Raw genomic sequence first — 21,070 nt, 5'->3', positions numbered from 1 at the left:
CTTACTCCTCCGTGACCTCAGTCGCGGCGTCCGATTGCTCGCCGCTGCCATCCGTCACAGCGGCCCCTTTCTTCGCGTCGGCCAGAATCTTGTTCGCGAGACGGGACTGGAAGCCGTGGTACTTCGCGACGCCGGTCGCGTCCTGCTGGGTGATACCGCCGGAGACGTCCTCCTCGTTGAACGAGGCCGCCGACTCGCTGTAGACGGCGTAGTCGGACTCACGCGAGACTGGGCGGCAGTGGCCACCTTCAAGTTTCACCGTGACTGTCCCGGTGACGCGCTCGTTGGTGTCGTCGATGAACGCTTCAAGTGCACCCGTCAGCGGCGCGTCGACGAGGCCCTGATAGGCCTTCTGGGACCACTCCTGATCGACCTGAGCCTTGAACTGGCGTTCCTCCTGCGTGAGGACGAGGCCTTCCAGCGCCTCGTGGGCCGTCAGCAGCACGGTGGCCGCTGGGTGTTCGTAGTTCTCGCGGACCTTGAGCCCGAGCATGCGGTCTTCCATCATGTCCGTGCGGCCGATGCCGTGCGCGCCCGCCTGTTCGTTGAGTTGCTCGATGAGTTCGACCCCGCCGAGTGCCTCGCCGTCGACGGCGACCGGGATTCCCGCTTCGAACTCGACTTCGACGAGTTCAGCGTCCTTGTCGGAGGGGTTGTCGGTCCACTTGTAGATGTCGTCGGCCGGGATGGTGCTCGGGTCTTCGAGTTCGGAACCCTCGATGGAGCGGCTCCAGAGGTTCGTGTCGATGGAGTAGCGGCCGCCGTCGCCGCCCTCGACGGGCAGGCCCTTCTCCGCGGCGTACTCGTTTTCCCACTCGCGGGTGAGTCCGAGTTCGCGCACCGGCGCGATGACATCGAGGTCGGAGTCGCGCCAGACGGCCTCGAAGCGAAGCTGGTCGTTACCCTTGCCGGTACAGCCGTGGGCGACGGCCGAACAGCCCGCTTCCTCGGCGACCGAGAGGATGGCCTTGGCGATGACCGGGCGCGCGAGGGCGGTTCCGAGCGGGTAGCCCTGGTAGTCGGCGTTGGCCTTGACGGCCTCCATACAGAGGTCAGCGAACTCCTCGGTAGCGTCGACGACGTGCTGTTCGACGCCCAGCGCCTCGGCGGTCTCTTCGGCCTCCTCAAACTCGTAGTCGGGCTGGCCGACGTCGACGGTGACGCCGATGACCTCGTCGTAACCGTACTCCTCTTTCAGCAGCGATACGCAGACTGTCGTGTCGAGCCCGCCCGAGAAGGCGAGCGCGACGGTTCCGTTTCCTTCTGGCATGGATGTGTTCTGGATTGGTTCCGTGGTGTGCCTGTCGGTTTCTCGATCAAACAATCGATCGAGTATCCCATCGAACCGACGACGACGGCGTCTAGCGACGAAACGAACCTGTCGAGTGAAGAGTAAGTAGTAGTGGGCCTAGAAACGGCCCGGTCGTCGTCGTCGTGGGGAGAAACGGAGGGACCCCTCGCTGCCCGCAGCGAGCATCGTGGTGAGAGAGGTCCGCGTCATCTACTTTCTGCTGTGTGAGTCGGGTACTAATAGTTTCCGTGTTAGCGGTGGCATGGGTATGGTCCTCAGTCGCATGGAATAGTCTGCATCAGTACCACACATTACGACCAGTAGCGGCACGTAGACCGGCGTGTGACAACCCTCAAGCAGTCGATATCGTAGTGCTACCGGCCAGCGTCATCGCTGGCAGATCCGTTGTCGGCGGGCGAGGGCTCGGTGTCCTCGCCGTCAGTTGCGGTCTCGTTGGTCGAGGTCCCCCCGCCGTCGACGGGCTGCTCGTTCATCGGAGTGTGTTGCTGCTCGGCTCCGGGCCGGTCGTTCGCCTCGGATCGGTTCGCCGCATCGCCGCCGCGGTCACCAGCAACGTCAGGCCGGGCCTGCTGGCCGACGTTCGGCCCTGCGATGCCCTGTGCGATAGCGGCGACTTCCGGTCCGCTCAGTTCGCCCGCGCGCTGTGAGAGGGTCTTGATTGCCGTCGCGTTGATCCCCTTCTTCTCCAGCGCCACAGCGGGGAGTTGGCTGGCTGTCTCGTTCGTTTCGGTAGCCAGTCGCTGGACGTTCTTCGTTTCGGCGTGGAGCTGTGCGGCCCTCGCTCGGTACTCTCCCTCGGTCATCGAACCGTTCTCGCGGGCTTGCTCCAGCGCCTGCTTGCGCTGTTGGAGTTCTTCCAGTCGCGACTCAGAGTCGTTCAGTTGGTCGGCGACAACGGAGGCCTTTGCGTCGTCGGTGTTCGCCTGTGCGATACGAACCCCGAACGTCCGGGACTGGACCTCACCGTCCAGTTCGGCCTCCTGCACGCTAACGACGCCCGCCAGCTGCGCGCCGGGGGCCATCGCGTTCTCGTCGGCCTGTTCGGTTACCGTGTCAGTCTCCTGTGCCATCGTCGCGGCTGGGACGGCAGCGAGCGTACTCACCACGAGCACCATCGCCAGCACTACCGGGGTCGCTCGTCTCATTGTACACCTCACTTGGACTCCAAATGCCCTATAAATAGGAGTCGGTGAAACCGGGTTACCGCCGATTAAGCCGGATTAAAACCACGATACTGCAGTGGCTTCGGACCGCGAGTTCCGGTGAACCGTCGACAGCTTTATCACTGTGTTTCGTCGCCGCTGTCGGTCCCATTGCCTTCGTCGCTGCCCCCACCGGTCACGTCAGTATCGGGGAGCGTCACAACGTTCTCCCGGCCGATACGGAACGTCTCGACCTTGTCCTCATCGCGCAGGCCCCCGATGACTTGGCTCGTCTTGGCGTCGGTCCAGTCGAGGTCGCCGGCCACCTGCTGTTGTTTGAGCCGCCCGCCGTTCGATTCGAGCAGTTGCAGGACCTGCTCCTCGTTGCTCAGGAGTTCGGCCGGCGGTTCGCCGGCAGCGGCGTCTGTGCCGGCAGTGGGCTGTCCCGCGGTGGCGTCGTCCGATTCGACCATCGACGTCGGTGGCTCGGCCGGCTCACCGCCACCGAGGACGCCGTACCGCTTGAGGACGTACGCTGCGGCGGCGATACCGACCAAGGCGAGGAAGCCGGCGATGAGGGGACTGTTACCCCCATCGCCGCTGGGCGGACTGGTGACCACGCGTGGCTCGTTCTCCCCGAACTGCTGTTGGCCGCGCCACGTGACGGAGGCGTTGCCACGTTCGTCGGGCTGTGGGGCGACGGAATTGGATCGGTAGTCCGACGGCCACTGCACTGTCAGCGAGGTCTCGCTGTCCAGAAACAGCCCCGAGAGCGCATCGCCGATTTCGATTCGGTCGCCGGAGACGGCGGCGAAGTTCGTCCACTGGAAGCGGTAGGTGATGACGCCATAGGTCTGGCCGAACGTCTCCTCGCGCGCGCTCACAGTGACGTTCTCGATAGCCATCTCGCGGCCGGTCGCGTTCTCTGCAACCCCGGCTGTGCTTTGCATTCGACTCTCAAAGCGGTCCGTGTACGCCGACGGGTTAGCCTGAATATCCGCCTGCAAATCCTCGAACGCCTGTGTGGCGTTGTCGTCGTCCAACCGGAGGCGGTAGGCGACCGTCCAGTCGGCGGTCCCATCCGGTTCTACGTCCGCAGTCATCACGACCACGTCCGCGTCGACAGACTGCTGTTCGAAGCCGCCGAACCCGACCCCGGTCGCTGTCGGTCCAAGCAGTGCTATCGCGACGATGACGACTACCAGCGTTCCAGCGGTCCGGGCCATCCTACCGCGGCTATCCCCTCGGCAGGTATATCGTTTATTGCCGATTGTGTGAACTGATAGTCAGCAGCCTTACACCCCATGCCGTCTTCGGTCCCCGAACCCGAATCGCCAGTCCACACGGCCACAAGGGGTTTGCCCCGCGAGAGAGTCCTATCGAGCATGGACAGAGCCAAACTCGACGTGGACACCCTGCTGAAGATTGTCCTCGTCCTCGTTGTGGTCTGGTTAGTGCTCGAAATTATCGGCGGAGTTCTGGGACTGTTAGGTTGGCTGCTCGGGCCACTCCAGCCGATACTCGGCGTGCTTCTGGTCGTCCTCATCGTCCTCTGGCTGCTCGACCGGCTGTAGGACCGCGCTCTTTTTGCCGACAGCGGGCGACCCCTGTGGTGTGTACAGCATCAACGTCCCACTCCCGTCGGCAGTCACGTCGCTGGCGGCCGACCTCGCATCCGAACTGCCGCTCGCACAGCGGCGGGGCCGGGGCGAGCACACACTGGTCGCCAAGCGGTTAGGCGACGGCGACCATGCGGCATACGCTCGGCTGGAAACGCAAGGACGCGAGGCGCTTCGCGGCCAGCCGGCGTTCGAGGCGCGTATTACGGGCGCCGAGCAGTTCGAGACGGCCGTGACCGGTCCCTCGCCGGTGGTGTACCTCGCCGTGGAGAGCCCCGGACTCGTCGACCTGCACGAGCAGCTCTGCGAGCGCTTCGACCCCGTCGAGAATATGGAGGGCGACGAGTACGTCCCGCACGTGACCGTCGCACGTGGCGGGGACCGCGACGCGGCCGCGCGGCTGGTCGAGCGGGATATCGATCCGATCCGATGGACCGTCGACGAACTCTCCTTCTACGACGCCGACAGACAGCAGCCGGTGAGTCGGGTGTCGCTGCCGGCGTAGCGACGGTCTGGCGGCTTTCTCAGCACAGTGGCGAACAGGCGGCACGCGTCGGTCCCGGCGCGGTGTGCCGCGCAACCGCTGTGCGCGCCGGGCCGTGGCTATGTCATCAGCGACGGTGGTCCCGGCTTCAGATATAAACAGTTGGGCCGAAAGCAACGTTTTTGCACTGGCCTGCCATCCAGTACAGATATGGATTACCGCGAAGTCGACAGTACGTCCGAGTTCGTCTGCCGACTGGAGCACGGTGCGGACTGGCGGGGAGAGATTGAAGCCTTCGCGGACGAACAGGGCATCGACGCCGGCTTCTTCTACGGGCTCGGGGCGGTCCAGAACGCGGAACTCATGTTCTACGATCAGGACCGAACGGAGTACGACTCGCTGATCTTCGACGAACCACTTGAGGTCGCCGCCTGCATGGGCAACATCTCGCATCTCGACGGGGAGCGGTTCGCCCACACCCACGCCGTCCTCTCACGGCCTGACGGCGAGGCAGTCGCCGGCCACCTGAACGCCGGCACCGTCTGGGCGGGTGAACTGTACGTCCGCGGGTTCGATACGGAACTCCAGCGGGAACACGACGAACCAACCGACTTGGACCTCTGGAATATCTAAGATGCGGGAGGTCGACGAACAGTACTTCGAAACGCTCGAAACCCAGCTCGAAGCCGCCTTCGACGTCGCCGAGCGGGCCAAAGAGCGTGGCGGCGACCCGAAGCCGCAGGTCGAAATTCCGACAGCCCGGGACATGGCCGACCGGGTCGAGAACATCCTCGGCATCGACGGGGTCGCCGAACGAGTGCGAGAGTTAGAGGGGCAGATGTCGCGCGAGGAGGCCGCGCTGGAACTGGTCGATGACTTCGTCGAAGGGACCGTCGGCGACTACGACAGCCGCGAAGGGAAAGTCGAGGGCGCGGTCCGAACGGCTGTTGCCCTGCTGACCGAGGGTGTCGTCGCCGCCCCCATCGAGGGTATCGACCGCGTCGAGTTGTTAGAGAACGACGACGGCACGGAGTTCATCAACGTCTACTACGCCGGCCCGATCCGCTCGGCCGGCGGAACGGCACAGGCGCTCTCCGTGCTGGTCGCGGACTACGCCCGCGCGCTGCTGGGCATCGACCAGTACAAGGCCCGCGAGGAAGAGATCGGCCGTTACGCCGAAGAAATCGACCTCTACGACAAGGACACCGGGCTGCAGTACTCGCCCAAGGAGAAGGAGACGAAGTTCATCGCCGAGCACATGCCCATCATGCTCGACGGCGAGGCGACCGGCGACGAGGAGGTGTCGGGCTACCGGGACCTCGAACGCGTCGACTCGAACTCTCCCCGGGGCGGGATGTGTCTGGTGCTGGCCGAGGGAATCGCGCTCAAAGCGCCCAAAATCCAGCGCTACACCCGAAATCTCGACGAGGTCGACTGGCCGTGGTTGCAGGACCTCATCGACGGGACCATCGGCAAGGACGACGCCGATCAGGAGGACGGTTCGGAAGACGAGAGCGGCGGCGACGCAAGCGACGGGGCGGACGACAGCGCCGAGGACGACGCTGACGAGCGGTCGGGGCCGCCGCGCGTCGAGCCCGCCGATAAGTACCTCCGGGACCTCATCGCCGGCCGGCCGGTGTTCTCCCACCCGTCGAAAGCGGGCGGGTTCCGGCTTCGCTATGGGCGGTCGCGAAACCACGGCTTCGCCACCGCCGGCGTCCATCCAGCGACGATGCATCTCGTCGATGATTTCCTCGCGACCGGCACCCAAATCAAGACCGAACGGCCGGGGAAAGCCGCCGGCGTTGTACCGGTCGACACCATCGAAGGGCCGACCGTGCGCCTTGCCAACGGCGACGTGCGCCGCATCGACAACGCCGAGGAAGCATTAGAGGTCCGCAACGGCGTCGAGAAGATACTTGACCTCGGCGAGTACCTCGTCAACTACGGGGAGTTCGTCGAGAACAACCACCCGCTCGCGCCGGCGTCCTACACCGTCGAGTGGTGGGAACAGGACCTCGATGCTGCCGGCGCTGACGTGCAGGCGATGCAAGACTCGCCCCACATCGACCTCACGGACCCGAGCGTCGAGGAAGCCATCGAGTGGGCGACCGACTACGACGCCCCCTTACACCCGAAATACACCTACCTCTGGCACGACGTGAGCGTCGATCAGGTGTGTGCGCTCGCCGACGCCGTCGAGGACGCACAGGTCGCGCAAGCCGACGGCGCGTACGCCAACCCGGAAGCTGAGAAGACGGCGGGCGGCGCGGCCAGCGACGACGGCGCACTCGTCCTGCCCCGGACCGATGCCGTCCAGCAAACACTGGAACACCTGCTCGTCGAGCACACCCAAGACGAGGACACGATTACGGTCACCGACTGGGTGCCGCTGGTGCGGACGCTCGGGTTCTCGCGGTCGCTAAAGCGCGACTGGACGCCCTCGGACCTCTCCGAGCGCGCCAAGACCTACGGCGAGAGCGAATCGCTCGACGCTATCGGCGTTGCCGAAGACGCTGAGCGCGAAGACGGCCAGAACGCTGTTGTAGCAGTCAACGAAATCGCCCCGTTCCAGATACGGGAGCGCGCGCCGACCCGCATCGGCAACCGGATGGGGCGGCCCGAGAAATCCGAGCGGCGGGACCTCTCGCCGGCCGTCCACACGCTCAGCCCTATCGGCGAGGCCGGCGGCGCACAGCGGGACGTGGCCAAGGCGACGAAACACGCCGACGACATGAGCGACACGCCCGGCCGCGTCGAGGTCGAAATCGCCCGCCGGCGCTGTCCCGACTGCGGGACCGAAACCCACCACGCGGGCTGTCCCGAGTGCAGCGGGACCACCGAGCCGGTGTACATCTGTCCCGACTGCGAAGCCGAGGTCGAGCGCGACGAGTCCGGCCGTGCGGAGTGTTCCCGGTGTGAAACGCTCGCCTCGCCGACCCAGTACAAAGTGCTCGACCTGCAGGAAGCGTATCGGGACGCGCTGCAAAACGTCGGCGAACGCGAGACGGCCTTCGAGCAACTGAAAGCCGTCAAGGGGCTCACCTCCGAGGAGAAGGTCCCGGAGCCGATGGAGAAGGGTATCCTCCGAGCGAAACACGACGTGTCGGCGTTCAAAGACGGGACGGTCCGCTACGACATGACCGACCTGCCGGTGACGGCGGTCCGTGCCTCGGAACTGGACGTGTCCGCCGAACGACTCCGGGGACTGGGGTACAAAGAGGACATCCACGGCGACCCGCTGACTCACGACGACCAGTTGGTCGAGCTGAAAGTTCAGGATATCGTGCTCTCGGACGGGGCGGCCGAACACATGCTCCAGACCGCCCGCTTCGTCGACGACCTCTTGGAACAGTACTACGGGCTGGAGCGGTTCTACGAGTTCGACGACCGCGAGGACCTCGTCGGCGAACTCGTCTTCGGGATGGCTCCCCACACCAGCGCAGCGACGGTCGGGCGCGTGGTCGGCTTCACTTCGGCGGCCGTCGGCTACGCACATCCGTACTTCCACGCCGCCAAGCGACGGAACTGCTTCCATCCGGACACCCGACTGTGGTACGAGGACGAAGGCGGCAACTGGGAATACGGCACCATCGAGGCGCTGGTCGAGGAGCGGCTTGTGGACCCCGAAGAAGACGACTTCGGGACGCTCGTTCAGGAACTCGACGGCGGCCTCACCGTGTCGTCGCTCAGCGAAAGCGGCCCTTGTCGCAAGCCGGTCGACGCCGTCTCGAAACACCCCGCGCCGGACCACCTCGTTCGGCTCACCGTCGGCGACCGGACACTTCGTGTCACACCCGACCACACGATGCTTCGAGCCGGGTCAGACGGTGTCGATGAGGTCCCGGCCAGTGACCTGACTGCCGGCGACGAACTCCCCGCTTACGACGGCGGCGAGACGACGACGATGACGGCACGCGATGCAGAATCGACAGCAGCAACCGACGGTGCAGCCCCGACAGACACCGTCACCGCCGTTGAGTACGTCGAGAGCGACGTAGATCACGTCTACTGTCTCACAGTCGCTGACACCCACCGAGTGGCCGTCGAGGGGACCTACGTCGGGCAGTGTGACGGCGACGAGGACTGCGTGATGCTCCTGATGGACGGCCTCCTGAACTTCTCGAAGTCGTATCTCCCGAACCAGCGGGGCGGACAGATGGACGCCCCACTGGTGATGTCCTCGCGGATCGACCCCAGCGAAATCGACGACGAGGCCCACAACATGGACATCATGGAATCGTATCCCCGGGAGTTCTACGAGGCCACCCGCGAAATGAAGGACCCGACGGAGGTCGAGGACATCATGAAAATCGCCGAGGAGACGCTGGGGACCGACCGCGAATACACCGAGTTCCGCCACACCCACGACACGGCGAACATCGCCGCCGGGCCGGACCTCTCGGCGTACAAGACGCTCGGGTCGATGGAGGACAAGATGGACGCCCAGCTGGAGATTTCCCGGAAGCTCCGGGCCGTCGTCGAGAGCGACGTGGCCGAGCGCATCATCGAGTACCACTTCCTGCCGGACCTCATCGGGAACCTCCGGGCCTTCTCCAGACAGGAGGTCCGGTGTCTGGACTGCGGGGAGTCGTTCCGCCGTGCGCCCCTGACCGGTGACTGCCGGGAATGTGGCGGCCGGGTGAACCTCACGGTCCACGAGGGGTCGGTCAACAAGTACATCGACACGGCCATCCGCGTCGCCGACGAGTTCGGCGCGCGAGACTACACGAAACAGCGGCTCAAGATTCTCGAACGGAAAATCGAGTCGGTGTTCGAGAACGACCACAACAAACAGTCAGGCATCGCTGACTTCATGTGAACCGTCTCGGAGCCATCCCGAGACACTCGGCAGGTCCGTCTGTCGCGCGGGGCATGCCAGCGGGCGCTCCCATGTTCGGGACGGCATTTAAATTCGGACCGCGTTCTCAGCTACTTGCAATCCGGGCGAGATATATTATGAATACTGATAGAAAGCGAGGCAAGAGATGGACCGAGACGTGCTGGTCATCGACGATTCAGTCGACCACCGGGTGTACGAGACGGGCCTCAATCCGGCAGACAGCTACGCGCTGGCCGAGACAGTGGACGAAATCGCGCCTTCGTTTAAACGGGCGGACATCGTCGTCTACGACCACGGCCGCCCGGGAATGGCGTTTCAAGAACTGAAAGAGACGGTCCAGAACGCCAGCGGGTCGTACTACGTGCTCGTCGTGGCCGGAACCGAGCCGACGCCAGAACTCCTCTCGCTCCCATGTGACGACTACCTCCACAAGCCGGTCGACGGGGCGGCGCTCGGGCGGGCAATCGACCGGGCAGCGGCGCTCGGAAACGGCGACCTCCGTGAGGCGGTGTCGCTGACGCGGAAGGCGCACGTGCTCGATGCAACCCTGTCGAGCAGCGACCTCGAAGGGAGCCATGGGTTTCACCGCGTGTGCCGACGGCTCCGCGAACTGGCGAGACCGGAGGTGCTGTGTGAACTCGAACGGATTGACGCCGATGTCCTCTCCGCCCACCTCAATCTGATACGGGGGACTGCCGACGGACAGCGAGCGGCGCGGGCCGACGGCGGACAGACGGGCGGGGGCCGTCCGAAGATTGATAACATCAGTCCGTGGAAATTCCGGGAAGCGGTCGAGAGCGCGGGTCACGCCGTCGTGTTCACGGACTCCGACGGCGTCATCGAGTACGTCAATCCGGCGTTCGAGGAGCTGACCGGGTACGCCGCATCGGAGGTCATCGGCCACACGCCACGTGTCCTCAAATCGGGCGAGCACGACGAGGCCTTCTACGAGGACCTGTGGGATACCATCGGAGCCGGCGACGTGTGGCGGGGTGAACTGGTCAACGAGCGCCCCGACGGCGAGCCCTACGTCATCGAGCAGACGATTGCCCCGCTTCCGAGCGACGACGAGCCGCGCGGCTACGTCGCCATCAACACGGACATCACCGAGAAACGGCGACGAGAAGAGAAGATAAAGGCACTGCACGAGGCCACGCGGGACCTACTCAGCGCGGACAGCCCGGCGGCGGTCGCCGCCGAAGTCGGGACGGCCATCGAGTCGATTCTGGAGTTCCGCATCAACGTGATCCGTGTCCACCGGGACGGAGAGCTCCAGCCGATTCACGTCAACGACAAGGCCGAGCAGTTGCTGTCGGAGCGACCGACCTACGAGGTCGGCGAGGGGTTCCCCGGCGCGGCCTTCGAAGACCAGCGGGCGCGGGTCTACACGGACATCCGCAACCACGACGGCGGCACGGAACTCGAACCGGTCGTCTCGTGGCTGTACGTCCCGGTCAGCGATTACGGCGTTATCAGCGTGGGCCAAACAGAGCCGGACGCGTTCGACGAGACCGACCTGAACCTCGTCCAGATAATCGCCAGCAACGCCGAAATCGCCCTGCAACGGCTTCGCAAGGAGCGAGAGCTACAGCGGGAGAACGAGCGGCTCGAACAGTTCGCGAGCACCGTCTCACACGACCTCCGGAACCCGCTCCAGATCGCCAAGGGCACGCTGAGCCAGCTCGATGAGTGTCCCGCCGGTCTCGACCGGATACGTCAGGCCCACGAACGGATGGAAGAAGTCATCGAAGGCGTGTTGACGCTGACCCGGCAGGGGAACCGCGTCGAGGACCCGTCACCAGTCGACGTTAGTGCTGTTGCACGTGCCTGCTGGACCCACGTCAGCTCCTGTGAAACGGAACTGGTCGTTGAGGAGGACAGCCTCGTTGTCTCGGGGGACGATACCCGTCTCAAACACCTCTTCGAGAACCTGTTCCGGAACGCCGTCATGCACGGGCAAGCATCGACCGTCCGGGTCGGGGCGCTCGACGGCGGGTTCTACGTCGCTGACGACGGAGTCGGTATCCCCGAAGAGGAGCGGGACAGCATCTTCGACAACGGCTACACGACGAGCGACGACGGCACGGGGCTCGGACTGACAATAGTCGAAGAAATCGCACACGCACACGACTGGGACGTGTCTGTAACCGAAAGCGGGACCGGTGGGGCCCGCTTCGAGTTCGTCGCTGCCACCCAGTACGGGGATGAGTGAGACGGCCGCCACGCGCTTCGAGGCGCTGTTCGAACACACCGACGACGCCGTCGCAGAGGCGGAGTTCGTCGACGGCGAGCCGATAATCCGGGTGGTGAACCCGGCGTTCGTCGAGTTGTTTGGCGTCGACGGACGAACGACGCTCACGCTCCGGGTGCCACTCGTCACGGAGTTCGCCGTCTCCGGCGACAGTAGCGGCCGGACCTCTCAAGGTGACTGACAGGCGCGTGACGGCCGTCCGACGGGTGTTTTTGCCCGTGGCGGTCCTGTCACGGGTATGGCCTCGTCCCGCGATTCAGCGGCGTTGTTCGACTCCGGGGACCAGTCGGGTTCCCCGTCACCATCGCCCCGACAGACCCCCAGTACGATCTATCAGATACAGATCGCGCTGTTACGCTCGCAGGTGGCGACACTGGAAACCGCGCTCGAACGGGAACGCGAGCACCGTCAGGCCGTCGTCGACCGGTACGAGCGCCTTATCGACGGAAAATAGTCGCGACTGGCTTTCGGAAGAGTCCGCCGTGTGTTATTCGTCGCCGAGTTCGACGTAGGTCGTTTCGATGATGCGACTATCGCCGTTGAGTCGCTCGATGATGTCCTGTGGCGGCTGTTCGTCGAGGTTGTACACGGACAGGGCTTCCCCGCCGATGGTCTCGCGGCCGTTGAACATCCCGGCGATGTTGATATCGGCCTCGCCAAGCACCGTACCGATGAAGCCGATAGTACCCGGTTCGTCGCGGTTACGGACGACCAGCATATGCCCGTGGGGGACGGCCTCGATTCGGTGATCGTCGATGCGGACAATACGGGGTTCCTCGCCGCCGAACTGGGTCCCACAGACGGAGACGGATTCCTCGCCGTCGGAGACAGTGACAGTGATGAGGCTCTGGTAATCCTCGGAGGTCCGAGTCTTGGATTCGGTCACGTCGATGCCCCGGTCTTGCGCGATCTGTGGGGCGTTAACGGCGTTGACCTGCAGATCCGAGGGCGCAAACACGCCCTTCAGCGCGCTGGCGGTGACGTACTCCACGTCCTGCTCGGCGATGTCGCCCGCATAGGTGACCTCGACTTCGGACATGTGACCGCCGAACAACTGGACAGCGATGCGGCCGGCGGTGTCGGCGAGGTCGAGGTACGGCCCGACCTGCTTGAACGTCGCCTCGTCCAGCGACGGGGCGTTCAGGGCGTTGGCGACGGGCTGGCCGTTGGCCGCGGCGATAATCTGGTCGGCCGTTGACGTGGCGACGTTCTCCTGTGCCGCCTCCGTCGACGCGCCCAGATGGGGCGTAACGATGATGTCCTCCACGTCGAGTAGCGGGCTGTCTTCGGGGAGCGGTTCCTCGCCGAACACATCGAGCGCTGCGCCCTTCAGGACGCCGTCCTCGACGGCCTCAGCAAGTGCCGGCTCGTCGATGATGCCGCCGCGAGCGCAGTTGACGACGTAGCCGCCTTCGAGCAGAGCGAGTTCGTCTTCGCCGATCATGTTCTCGGTCTCGGGGGTCAGCGGCGTGTGGATCGTGATGAAGTCGGACTTCGCGAGGCAGTCGTCGAGATCGTCGACGAGTTCCGCGCCGAACTGGTCGGCACGCTCCTGACTGATGTAGGGGTCGAAGGTGACGATGTCCATGCCCAGACTACCGAGTCGTTTGGCGACCTGCTGGCCGACACGACCGAAGCCGACGACGCCAAGCGTCTTGTTGTTGACTTCGGTCCCGAGGAACTCGCCTTTGGCCCACTCGCCGTTTTTCAGGCGGTCGTGGGCCTGCGGGATAGAGCGAGCAGTGGCAAACGCCATCGCGACGGAGTGCTCCGCGGCAGCGCGGACGTTGCCTTCGGGAGCGTTGGCGACGATGACACCGTGGTCGGTCGCGGCGTCAATGTCGATGTTGTCCACACCGATACCGGCCCGGCCGACGATGATGAGGTCGGGTGCGGCCGCGAACACTTCTTCGGAGACGTCGGTGCCAGAGCGAACGATGAGCGCGTTCGCGTCGGCCACCGCATCGAGAAGCGCGTCGCCCTCGACCTCGTAGGCTGTTTCGACGTCGTGGCCCGCCTCACGGAGTCGCGTGAGGCCGGCGTCAGCGATAGGGTCCGTAACGAGTACCTTCATACCGAATCGAACTTACTGGGGCGGCATAACGCTTGTTTTCTCCGTCCGAGCGACTGCGGATGAGGACTCGTTCGGAGCAACCGCGCCGCTGATCGGGCGTCCTGCTGAGTGGAACCGTTCGAAAAAACTGGAGCAACAGACAGCGACCTATCGCCAGGCCGGGAGCGAGGCGGCGTCCGCGAGCGGGGCTGTGAGATAGGCGTCGTCTCGGGTCACGTCAGCGAGGATAAACTGGTCCGTTGGACCCTCTTCGACGGACGCCATGATGTCTCCGTCCGCGGCCATCTCAACCGGAGCGACAGTATCCGACTCCATGCATGATAATATGTAACAACCCTATAAAAATTTAGCGAAACCCATAGAGGGGAGTGGTCTGACGCTGAGCCAACCGTCTGACAATAGTTCATGTCCTGTCAGGATTGGTATGATCTGGTTCGTAGGCCAGCATAGTCAGGGCCTTATATCTCAACCGGCAGCGGCTGAGGAAGTGGTTCTGTTCACATAAAGATACGGAGCATCGATATGGCAGAAGACGTAGTTATTCTCGGGTCGGTACGGGCCTTCGGTTTCCGAGATAGCGCCTACATGGGTGTCGGCGATAGCCGCCAGCCACACGGCATGCTACCCGGACGCGGAAAACGGACGGATGTTAAGGACTTAGTAGATGCGGGAAGGAAGTTCTGGCAGTATGAACGTCGCAGACGCTATGACGCCACGCTCGGAGGTCGTCACGGTCACTATTCCCGGTACCCGTGATGACGCGCTGGAGTACCTCCAAGAGCAGGCCTTCTCGTCGGTCCCAGTTATCAAGGAAACCGACGATGGCGAGGAGTTCAGAGGGATTATTTCACGCGATGCGCTCATCGAGAGTCCCGACGAGGACCAGCTCGCCCTGCTCGTCGAGGAAGTCCCGACAATCAGCGGTGACACATCTATCGAGGCTGCCGCACAGATGATGGTCGAGGACGGCGAGCGACGACTGCCCATCGTCGATGGTCGCCTCGAAGGCATCATCACAGTGACCGACGTGATCCGGTCTATCGCTAACGGCGACGTCGACGGTGACGAGATCGTCGGCGAGCTCGCCAACCGCGACATCAACTGCGTGTACGAAGGGACGCCGCTGACCGTCGCCGAGCGGGAACTCTCCCACGCCAATGTCCCGTACGGCGTGGTACTCGGCGATGACGGTGATATGTCGGGGATGCTCACCGAGGTCGACATCATCGCAGTCGCTCGCGTCGTCGAGGGCGAGGACGACACCGGCGACTCCATTGCCAACCAAGACGACGACTGGGCTTGGGAGGGAATCAAGGCCGTCGGCGGTCGGTATATGCCCACCCGAAACGTCGAACTCCCGGTCGAGCCTGTCCGCGAGTTCATGACCGGAGACGTCGTGACGGTGAACAAGCGCCGCACCGCCGAGGAGGCGGCACAGCTGATGATCGAGCACGACATCGAACAGATCCCGCTGCTGTCGGGTGACGAGCTCACCGGCATCGTCCGGGATATCGATCTGCTGCGAGGCCTATGAACGAAGGCGAACGTCTCACCGAGCTGGCGAAGCGTCGCGGCTTCTACTTTCCCTCTTCGAGTGCCTACGGCGGTGCTGCGGGTTTCTGGACCTACGGGCCACAGGGCGCTGCGCTGAAATCGAACATCGAGGACGCGTGGCGGGACCGCTACGTCGTCAAGGAAGGCCATCAGGAGATCTCCGCCCCCGACGTCATGCCCGAACCGGTCTTCGAGGCCTCGGGCCATCTCGATGGCTTCGACGACATGATCGTCGAGTGCGGCGAGTGCGGCGCGACCCACCGCGCCGACCACCTTGTCGAGGACAACACGGACATCGAGGAGGCCGAATCGCTCCCCAACGAGGAGGTGATGGATCTCATCGCCGACCACGGCATCGAGTGCCCCTCCTGTCACACGTCGCTGGCAGACCAGCCGGTCGACAACTTCAACCTGATGTTCGAGACCAACATCGGGCCGGGGTCGTCGTCGCCGGGCTATCTCCGCCCGGAGACCGCACAGGGCATCTTCGTCGAGTTCCCACAGCTCTCGGAGTACGCCCGGAACCAGCTTCCCTTCGGCGTCGCACAGATCGGCAAGGCCTACCGGAACGAGATTTCCCCGCGGAAGTCGCTGGTCCGCGTCCGGGAGTTCACCCAAGCCGAACTGGAGCACTTCATCGACCCCGAGGAAGACGAGCCACCGCTGGCCGAGGTCGAAGACGTGGTCCTGCCGCTGTACTCCGCCGCCGACCAACAGGCCGAGGACGGCGGTCAGCGTGACCTCACAGTCCGCGAAGCCGTCGATGAAGGCGTCATCACGAGCGAGTGGGTCGCCTACTATCTGGGCGTCTCCAAGGAGTGGTACGAACGCATCGGCGTCGACATGGACCGCTTCCGGTACCGCCAGCACCTCGCTGGCGAGCGCGCCCACTACGCCTCCGACTGCTGGGACGCCGAGAGCGAGGTCGACAGCGACTGGATAGAGATCACCGGCTTCGCCTACCGAGGCGACTACGACCTCTCGAAACACGCCGAACACTCCGGCGAGGACTACACGGTGTTCAAACAGTACGACGAGCCGATTACCGTCGAGCGCGCGACCGTCGACCCGGACATGAGCTATCTCGGGCCGGAGTTCGGCGGCGACGCCGGCGCGGTCGCCGACGCGCTCGAAGCGCTGGCCGAACGGAATCCCGACGCCTTCGACGATGACGAGGTCACCGTCGAGGTCGATGGTGAGTCCCACACCGTCCCCGTCGAACAGACGAACTTCAGCGTCGACGAGGTCACCGAGAACGGCGAACACATCCGGCCACACGTCGTGGAACCATCTTTCGGTGTGGGCCGAATCATCTACACCGTCCTCGCACATTCCTACGAGACCGACGAGGTTGACGGCGAGGAGCGGACCTACCTCGACCTCCCGCCGGAGCAGGCCCCGACCACGGTCGGCGTCTTCCCGCTGATGGACAAGGACGGGATGGCCGACCTCGCGACCGACATCGCTTCCGACCTCCGGACTGCCGGCCTCTCCGTGACTTACGACGACTCCGGGGCCATCGGCCGGCGCTACCGTCGGCAGGACGAGGTCGGCACGCCCTACTGTGTCACTGTGGACTACGAGAGCTTGGAGGACAGCGAGGCGCAACGCGCCTCGGACAGCGCGAGCGGCGATGAGCCGCGAGCGGGAACAGTTACCGTCCGCGAGCGGGACACGACCGAGCAGAAACGGCTCCCAATCGACGGACTCGCCGACCGGCTCGAACGCCTCGCGAGCGGCGACCTCACCTTCGACGACCTGTAGATGGCCGACGAGGTATCCCGTCGACTCGTCCACGTCACCGGCGCGACGGTGCCGCTTGCGCATCTGCTCCGGCCGGACCTGATTACGTGGCGCGTCGTTCAGGGGTTCCTAGCTGTCGCGCTGGTCGTCGTCTTGATTCTCGAAACCGTGCGGCTCACGACCGGGCTGGACTGGGTGGTGTACGACCGGCTCACCCGCGAATACGAACAGGACAACCCCGCCGGGTACGCGCTGTACATCGTCGGGATCGCCATCGTTGCCTTCGCCGTGGGACTCCCGGGCGTGACCACCGACATCGCCGTCCCGGCGATGCTGATGCTCGCCATCGGCGACCCGATCAGCGGCCTGCTGGGTTCCAGCGATGCCAGCAACGTCAAGCAGGTCTGGGTCCTGCTGGTGATGTTCGGCGTCTGCACGCTGCTTGCAGCCCCTTTCGTTCCTCCTGCCGCCGCCGTGCTCGGCGGTGCCGCGGCGACGTTCGCCGACGGCGTCAAACCCCGCATCGCCGGCTACGTCATCGACGACAACTTCTCGATTCCGGTCTTGGGCGCACTGGCGATGTGGGTCGGCGTCCGATATTTCCCGTTCTGACCGACCGCGTCCACTTCCACCGCGGTATCTGAACCCTTAACCACCGGCGGGACGAACGCGTGGGTAATGGCGACCACCGACGCCGGTGGCGAGTACGTCGAACGCCCGCTGGTGACGCCCGAATTCTTGGAGAACCGCCGCTATCAGACCGAACTGGCGGCGACGGCGAGCGGCGACCACACGCTCGTCTGTCTCCCGACCGGGCTGGGGAAAACGACTGTCTCGCTGCTGGTGACCGCCGAGCGGCTCGACGCCGTCGGCGGAAAAGCACTGATGCTGGCCCCGACGAAGCCGCTGGTCCAGCAACACGCCGAGTTCTACCGCGAAGCGCTCGAACTGGACGACGAGGACGTCGTCGTGTTCACCGGCGAGGTCCGGCCCGACGACCGCGCCGCGCTGTGGGAGGACGCCCGCATCGTCATCGCGACGCCGCAAGTCGTCGAAAACGACCTCGTGGGCAACCGCATCTCACTTGCCGACGTGACCCACTGCACCTTCGACGAGTGCCACCGAGCGACCGGCGACTACGCCTACAACTACATCGCCGACCGCTACCACGCCGACGCCGAGGACCCGCTGGTAACGGGGATGAGTGCCTCCCCCGGCGACGACGAGGAGGCGATACTCGAAGTGTGTGAGAACCTCGGCCTGTCTGAAGTCGCGGTGATGACCGAGGACGACGCCGACGTGGCCGAGTACACCCACGACACCAGCGTCGACTGGAACCGCATCGAGCTACCTGAAATCGTCGTCGAAATCCGTGACGCCATCAACGAAGTCATCAAAGACCGCCTCTCGCAGTTGAAGGAACTGGGCGTCACGAACAAATCCTCGGCAGATATCTCCGAGCGCGAGATTCAGCAGATTCAGGGGCAACTGCGGGACCTGATGAACAACGACCAGAGCGAGGGGTACCAAGGGATGAGCCTCCTCGCCGAAATTCGCAAGCTCCGGACCGCCGTCACGTACGTCGAGACCCAGAGCGTCGAGTCCCTGCGGCGGTACTTCGAGCGGCTGAAGGAGGCCGCCCGCTCCTCGGGCGCATCGAAGGCCGACCAGCGCCTCGTCAGCGAGCCGAAAGTACGGGAGGCGATGCGGAAGGCCGACAGCTATGATGACCTGCATCCGAAGTTCCGCCAGACCCGAATGTTGCTCGCCGAGACGCTGGGCATCGAGAACGGCGAGCGGGTCATCGTCTTCACCGAGTCCCGCGACACCGCCGAGACGCTCGTGGATTTCCTCTCGGACCACTTCGAGACACAGAAGTTCGTCGGCCAGAGCGACACCGACGGTAGCGAGGGGATGACACAGAGCCAGCAACAGGAGACGCTCGACCGGTTCCGCAACGGCGAGTTCGAGGTGCTCGTCTCCACCTCCGTCGCCGAGGAAGGGCTGGACGTGCCCGAGGTCGACCTCGTGCTGTTCTACGAGCCGGTCCCGACCGCGATTCGGGCCATCCAGCGGAAAGGGCGGACCGGGCGACAGGCCGAGGGTCGCGTCGTCGTCCTGCTGGCCGAGGACACGCGCGACGAGGCGTACTTCTGGAAGGCCCGCAACGACCAGAAGCGCATGAAACGCGAGCTGAACGAACTCAAAAGCGCCGCCGGCGAACTGGAGGCTCGCCTCAACCAGACCGACCTTGACGAGTATGAGGGAGACGAGGCTGTTCCCGACACCGAAACGGGGACCGCTTCGAGTGGAACCAGCGATGAGGAAACCGCCACACGGAACGGCGGTTCCACTGGAAACGGGAGGGGTAGCAAAGCTAACAAATCAACCGCTGAGAACGACAGCGGCGACGGTCAGGCCGGACTGGACGCCTTTGCGGAAGACCCGTCAGCATCGGCCGACGCCGACGAACTGAAGGCAGGCGGAGAGAGCGCCGCGACGGACGACGAGGGAGCGGTCGCCAGCGCCGGACGCGATACCGAGGACGACCCCGTCGAAATCGTCGCCGACCAGCGGGAACTCGACTCGAACATCGCCCGGGACCTCTCGACGCGGGACGGCATCGAGACCCGACTCGAAACGCTGGCCGTCGGGGACTACGTCCTCTCGGACCGTGTCGTCGTCGAGCGCAAGACCGTCGCGGACTTCATGGACACGCTGACCGGTGGCGACCGGTCGATGTTCGAACAGGTCGGCGACGCCACCCGCCACTACGGTCGGCCCGTCGTCGTCATCGAGGGCGAAGACCTCTTCGGCGCGCGCAACGTCCACCACAAGGCGATTCAGGGCGCGCTCGCGTCACTGGCGGTCGATTTCGGCGCGAGCGTCCTCCGGACCAGCGACGAAGACGAGACCGCCGACCTGCTTGAGGTCATCGCCGGGCGGGAACAGGAGGTGGTCGACCGCGAGGTGAGCGTCCACGGCGAAAAACAGTCCAAGACGCTCCCCGAACAACAGGAGTACGTTGTCGCCTCAATCGCCGAAGTCGGGCCGGTGACCGCGCGCACGCTGCTCGAAGCCTTCGGCAGCGTCGAGGCGGTGATGACCGCCGACAAAGAGGACCTACTGGACGTGTCCGGCATCGGCGACGTGACCGCCGACCGGATTCGGGAAGTCATCGCCAGTGACTACGATCCATAGCGTTCTGTTCAGAACCGCGCCGCGTCCAACGCTTCCGCCGCTTCTCGGGCTGCCTGAAGATGTTCGCGAGCCTCGCGTGGGTTCTCGGTCGCCGCGGCGCGCTCGGCGAAGCGGTGAACCGTCTCGGCCAGTAGTGCGGACGCCGCGTCCAGATTTGCCGCAACGTCACCGGTCTCGCCTTCGGGTGACGAGGGCTGTCGAGCGGAAACGGGGGGGTCCTGTGAACCGGTCCCAGACTGCGGCTCGGATTCAGTGGTCCGCTCAGCGGGTGTCGGAGCGCCGGGTCGAGCGTCCTGAGAGGGTGCCGCGGGATTGCGCCGGGGCTGTGTGGTCCTGTCGTCCCCCGCTTCGGGTGGAGTTGGCGGCGTGTTCGCCGATGGGTCCGAACGGGATGTTCCCTGAGGTGCGGCGGGAGGTGCGTCCGGTGCAGTCTGCCCGCCCGTCGCTCCGGATTCGGCCGCAGTCCGCTCCGGCTCGTTGCTGTCGTCGCCGAACTGGACGCGGGCCTCGTCGCTGGGGTCGGCGACTTCGATCTGGTCACCGTCGTCGGCCTGCCCCTCCTGCCCGTCAGCATCCGACGTATCCGCCCCGTTTTCCTGCGTGTCGCGAGCGACCGGCTTCTGACAGGTCGGACAGAACTCCTGACCATCGTAGCGGAAGATGGGGTCGCCACACTCGCTGCAGTGGGCGTTCGTCATCGTCGCCCCCTTCAACAGGAGTTCGCTCATCTGTTCGGTCGCCGCCCGGTTATCCTCCTCTTTCTCGAACTTCTCGCGGAGTTTCTCGCGTTCGGCTTCCTTGTCGAAGTCGCTCATACGTGTCACAACGCCACGGGGCTGAAAACAGT

17 protein-coding genes are annotated in these 21,070 nt (G+C 64.7%); 11 read left to right on the top strand and 6 right to left on the bottom strand.

Features of this window, described 5'->3' with window-relative positions:
* Position 1 precedes the first annotated feature (1 nt).
* The 3 genes from Har1129_RS14920 to Har1129_RS14910 all read right to left on the bottom strand — a co-directional run bounded on the left by Har1129_RS14920 (position 2) and on the right by Har1129_RS14910 (position 3,680).
* Complete coding sequence (locus Har1129_RS14920) at positions 2-1,270, bottom strand: argininosuccinate synthase (protein WP_151101370.1); 1,269 nt, start codon at positions 1,268-1,270, stop codon at positions 2-4.
* A 395-nt stretch (positions 1,271-1,665) separates the two neighbouring features.
* Positions 1,666-2,457: a hypothetical protein gene (locus Har1129_RS14915; protein ID WP_191906185.1), complete on the bottom strand. Its 792-nt coding sequence runs from the start codon at positions 2,455-2,457 to the stop codon at positions 1,666-1,668.
* A gap of 137 nt (positions 2,458-2,594) precedes the next feature.
* Complete coding sequence (locus Har1129_RS14910) at positions 2,595-3,680, bottom strand: hypothetical protein (protein ID WP_151101369.1); 1,086 nt, start codon at positions 3,678-3,680, stop codon at positions 2,595-2,597.
* Between the two features lie 159 nt (positions 3,681-3,839).
* On the opposite strand from Har1129_RS14910, the gene Har1129_RS14905 reads away from it, so the two are divergent.
* The 7 genes from Har1129_RS14905 (at position 3,840) to Har1129_RS14875 (ending at position 12,105) form a co-directional block, all read left to right on the top strand.
* Entirely contained in the window at positions 3,840-4,028 is a 189-nt protein-coding gene (locus tag Har1129_RS14905; protein ID WP_151101368.1) for a hypothetical protein, read from the top strand.
* A 40-nt stretch (positions 4,029-4,068) separates the two neighbouring features.
* The gene (locus Har1129_RS14900) at positions 4,069-4,578 is read left to right on the top strand and encodes a 2'-5' RNA ligase family protein (protein ID WP_151101367.1); all 510 of its coding nucleotides are present in this window, start codon (positions 4,069-4,071) and stop codon (positions 4,576-4,578) included.
* 189 nt (positions 4,579-4,767) lie between these two features.
* The gene (locus tag Har1129_RS14895; RefSeq protein ID WP_151101366.1) at positions 4,768-5,190 is read left to right on the top strand and encodes a PPC domain-containing DNA-binding protein; all 423 of its coding nucleotides are present in this window, start codon (positions 4,768-4,770) and stop codon (positions 5,188-5,190) included.
* Position 5,191: 1 nt separating this feature from the next.
* Positions 5,192-9,379, top strand: a complete 4,188-nt coding sequence (locus tag Har1129_RS14890) for a DNA-directed DNA polymerase II large subunit (RefSeq protein ID WP_151101365.1) — start codon at positions 5,192-5,194, stop codon at positions 9,377-9,379.
* Between the two features lie 166 nt (positions 9,380-9,545).
* Entirely contained in the window at positions 9,546-11,612 is a 2,067-nt protein-coding gene (locus tag Har1129_RS14885; protein WP_151101364.1) for a PAS domain S-box protein, read from the top strand.
* Positions 11,605-11,832, top strand: a complete 228-nt coding sequence (locus Har1129_RS20990) for a PAS domain-containing protein (RefSeq protein ID WP_225307825.1) — start codon at positions 11,605-11,607, stop codon at positions 11,830-11,832. The genes Har1129_RS14885 and Har1129_RS20990 overlap by 8 nt, the downstream gene beginning before the upstream one ends.
* A 57-nt stretch (positions 11,833-11,889) precedes the next feature.
* The gene (locus Har1129_RS14875; RefSeq protein ID WP_151101363.1) at positions 11,890-12,105 is read left to right on the top strand and encodes a hypothetical protein; all 216 of its coding nucleotides are present in this window, start codon (positions 11,890-11,892) and stop codon (positions 12,103-12,105) included.
* A gap of 33 nt (positions 12,106-12,138) precedes the next feature.
* On the opposite strand, the gene serA is transcribed toward Har1129_RS14875, so the two are convergent.
* Both serA and Har1129_RS20700 read right to left on the bottom strand, forming a co-directional pair.
* On the bottom strand, positions 12,139-13,725 hold the full coding sequence (gene serA, locus Har1129_RS14870; RefSeq protein WP_151101362.1) for a phosphoglycerate dehydrogenase: 1,587 nt from the start codon (positions 13,723-13,725) through the stop codon (positions 12,139-12,141).
* A gap of 147 nt (positions 13,726-13,872) precedes the next feature.
* Positions 13,873-14,040: a hypothetical protein gene (locus Har1129_RS20700; protein WP_191906183.1), complete on the bottom strand. Its 168-nt coding sequence runs from the start codon at positions 14,038-14,040 to the stop codon at positions 13,873-13,875.
* 373 nt (positions 14,041-14,413) lie between these two features.
* Between Har1129_RS20700 and Har1129_RS14865 the strand changes: the two genes are divergently transcribed.
* The 4 genes from Har1129_RS14865 to Har1129_RS14850 all read left to right on the top strand — a co-directional run bounded on the left by Har1129_RS14865 (position 14,414) and on the right by Har1129_RS14850 (position 20,223).
* A complete protein-coding gene (locus Har1129_RS14865) occupies positions 14,414-15,259 on the top strand; it encodes a CBS domain-containing protein (RefSeq protein WP_151101361.1) in 846 nt (281 codons plus the stop codon).
* Positions 15,256-17,043, top strand: a complete 1,788-nt coding sequence (gene glyS / locus Har1129_RS14860) for a glycine--tRNA ligase (protein WP_151101360.1) — start codon at positions 15,256-15,258, stop codon at positions 17,041-17,043. Before Har1129_RS14865 ends, glyS begins: the two co-directional genes overlap by 4 nt.
* Complete coding sequence (locus Har1129_RS14855) at positions 17,044-17,634, top strand: dolichol kinase (RefSeq protein WP_151101359.1); 591 nt, start codon at positions 17,044-17,046, stop codon at positions 17,632-17,634.
* A 66-nt stretch (positions 17,635-17,700) separates the two neighbouring features.
* Complete coding sequence (locus Har1129_RS14850; RefSeq protein WP_151101358.1) at positions 17,701-20,223, top strand: DEAD/DEAH box helicase; 2,523 nt, start codon at positions 17,701-17,703, stop codon at positions 20,221-20,223.
* Positions 20,224-20,231: 8 nt separating this feature from the next.
* Here the strand turns inward: Har1129_RS14850 and Har1129_RS14845 are convergent, their stop codons facing one another.
* Positions 20,232-21,038 carry an Sjogren's syndrome/scleroderma autoantigen 1 family protein gene (locus Har1129_RS14845; protein WP_151101357.1) on the bottom strand — a complete coding sequence of 269 codons (807 nt, stop codon included), beginning with the start codon at positions 21,036-21,038 and terminating at the stop codon, positions 20,232-20,234.
* Positions 21,039-21,070: the final 32 nt, after the last annotated feature.

It is taken from the genome of Haloarcula sp. CBA1129, assembly GCF_008729015.1.
GTDB lineage: Archaea > Halobacteriota > Halobacteria > Halobacteriales > Haloarculaceae > Haloarcula.
This window is presented reverse-complemented; position numbering and strand designations above follow the sequence as displayed.

Bases quoted from the DNA above. Each gene is read 5' to 3' on its own strand.
- Har1129_RS14920 (WP_151101370.1), bottom strand. From the start codon at position 1,270: ATGCCAGAAGGAAACGGAACCGTCGCGCTCGCCTTCTCGGGCGGGCTC.
- Har1129_RS14915 (WP_191906185.1), bottom strand. From the start codon at position 2,457: ATGAGACGAGCGACCCCGGTAGTGCTGGCGATGGTGCTCGTGGTGAGT.
- Har1129_RS14910 (WP_151101369.1), bottom strand. From the start codon at position 3,680: ATGGCCCGGACCGCTGGAACGCTGGTAGTCGTCATCGTCGCGATAGCA.
- Har1129_RS14905 (WP_151101368.1), top strand. From the start codon at position 3,840: ATGGACAGAGCCAAACTCGACGTGGACACCCTGCTGAAGATTGTCCTC.
- Har1129_RS14895 (WP_151101366.1), top strand. From the start codon at position 4,768: ATGGATTACCGCGAAGTCGACAGTACGTCCGAGTTCGTCTGCCGACTG.
- Har1129_RS14890 (WP_151101365.1), top strand. From the start codon at position 5,192: ATGCGGGAGGTCGACGAACAGTACTTCGAAACGCTCGAAACCCAGCTC.
- Har1129_RS14885 (WP_151101364.1), top strand. From the start codon at position 9,546: ATGGACCGAGACGTGCTGGTCATCGACGATTCAGTCGACCACCGGGTG.
- Har1129_RS20990 (WP_225307825.1), top strand. From the start codon at position 11,605: ATGAGTGAGACGGCCGCCACGCGCTTCGAGGCGCTGTTCGAACACACC.
- Har1129_RS14875 (WP_151101363.1), top strand. From the start codon at position 11,890: ATGGCCTCGTCCCGCGATTCAGCGGCGTTGTTCGACTCCGGGGACCAG.
- serA (WP_151101362.1), bottom strand. From the start codon at position 13,725: ATGAAGGTACTCGTTACGGACCCTATCGCTGACGCCGGCCTCACGCGA.
- Har1129_RS20700 (WP_191906183.1), bottom strand. From the start codon at position 14,040: ATGGAGTCGGATACTGTCGCTCCGGTTGAGATGGCCGCGGACGGAGAC.
- Har1129_RS14865 (WP_151101361.1), top strand. From the start codon at position 14,414: ATGAACGTCGCAGACGCTATGACGCCACGCTCGGAGGTCGTCACGGTC.
- glyS (WP_151101360.1), top strand. From the start codon at position 15,256: ATGAACGAAGGCGAACGTCTCACCGAGCTGGCGAAGCGTCGCGGCTTC.
- Har1129_RS14855 (WP_151101359.1), top strand. From the start codon at position 17,044: ATGGCCGACGAGGTATCCCGTCGACTCGTCCACGTCACCGGCGCGACG.
- Har1129_RS14850 (WP_151101358.1), top strand. From the start codon at position 17,701: ATGGCGACCACCGACGCCGGTGGCGAGTACGTCGAACGCCCGCTGGTG.
- Har1129_RS14845 (WP_151101357.1), bottom strand. From the start codon at position 21,038: ATGAGCGACTTCGACAAGGAAGCCGAACGCGAGAAACTCCGCGAGAAG.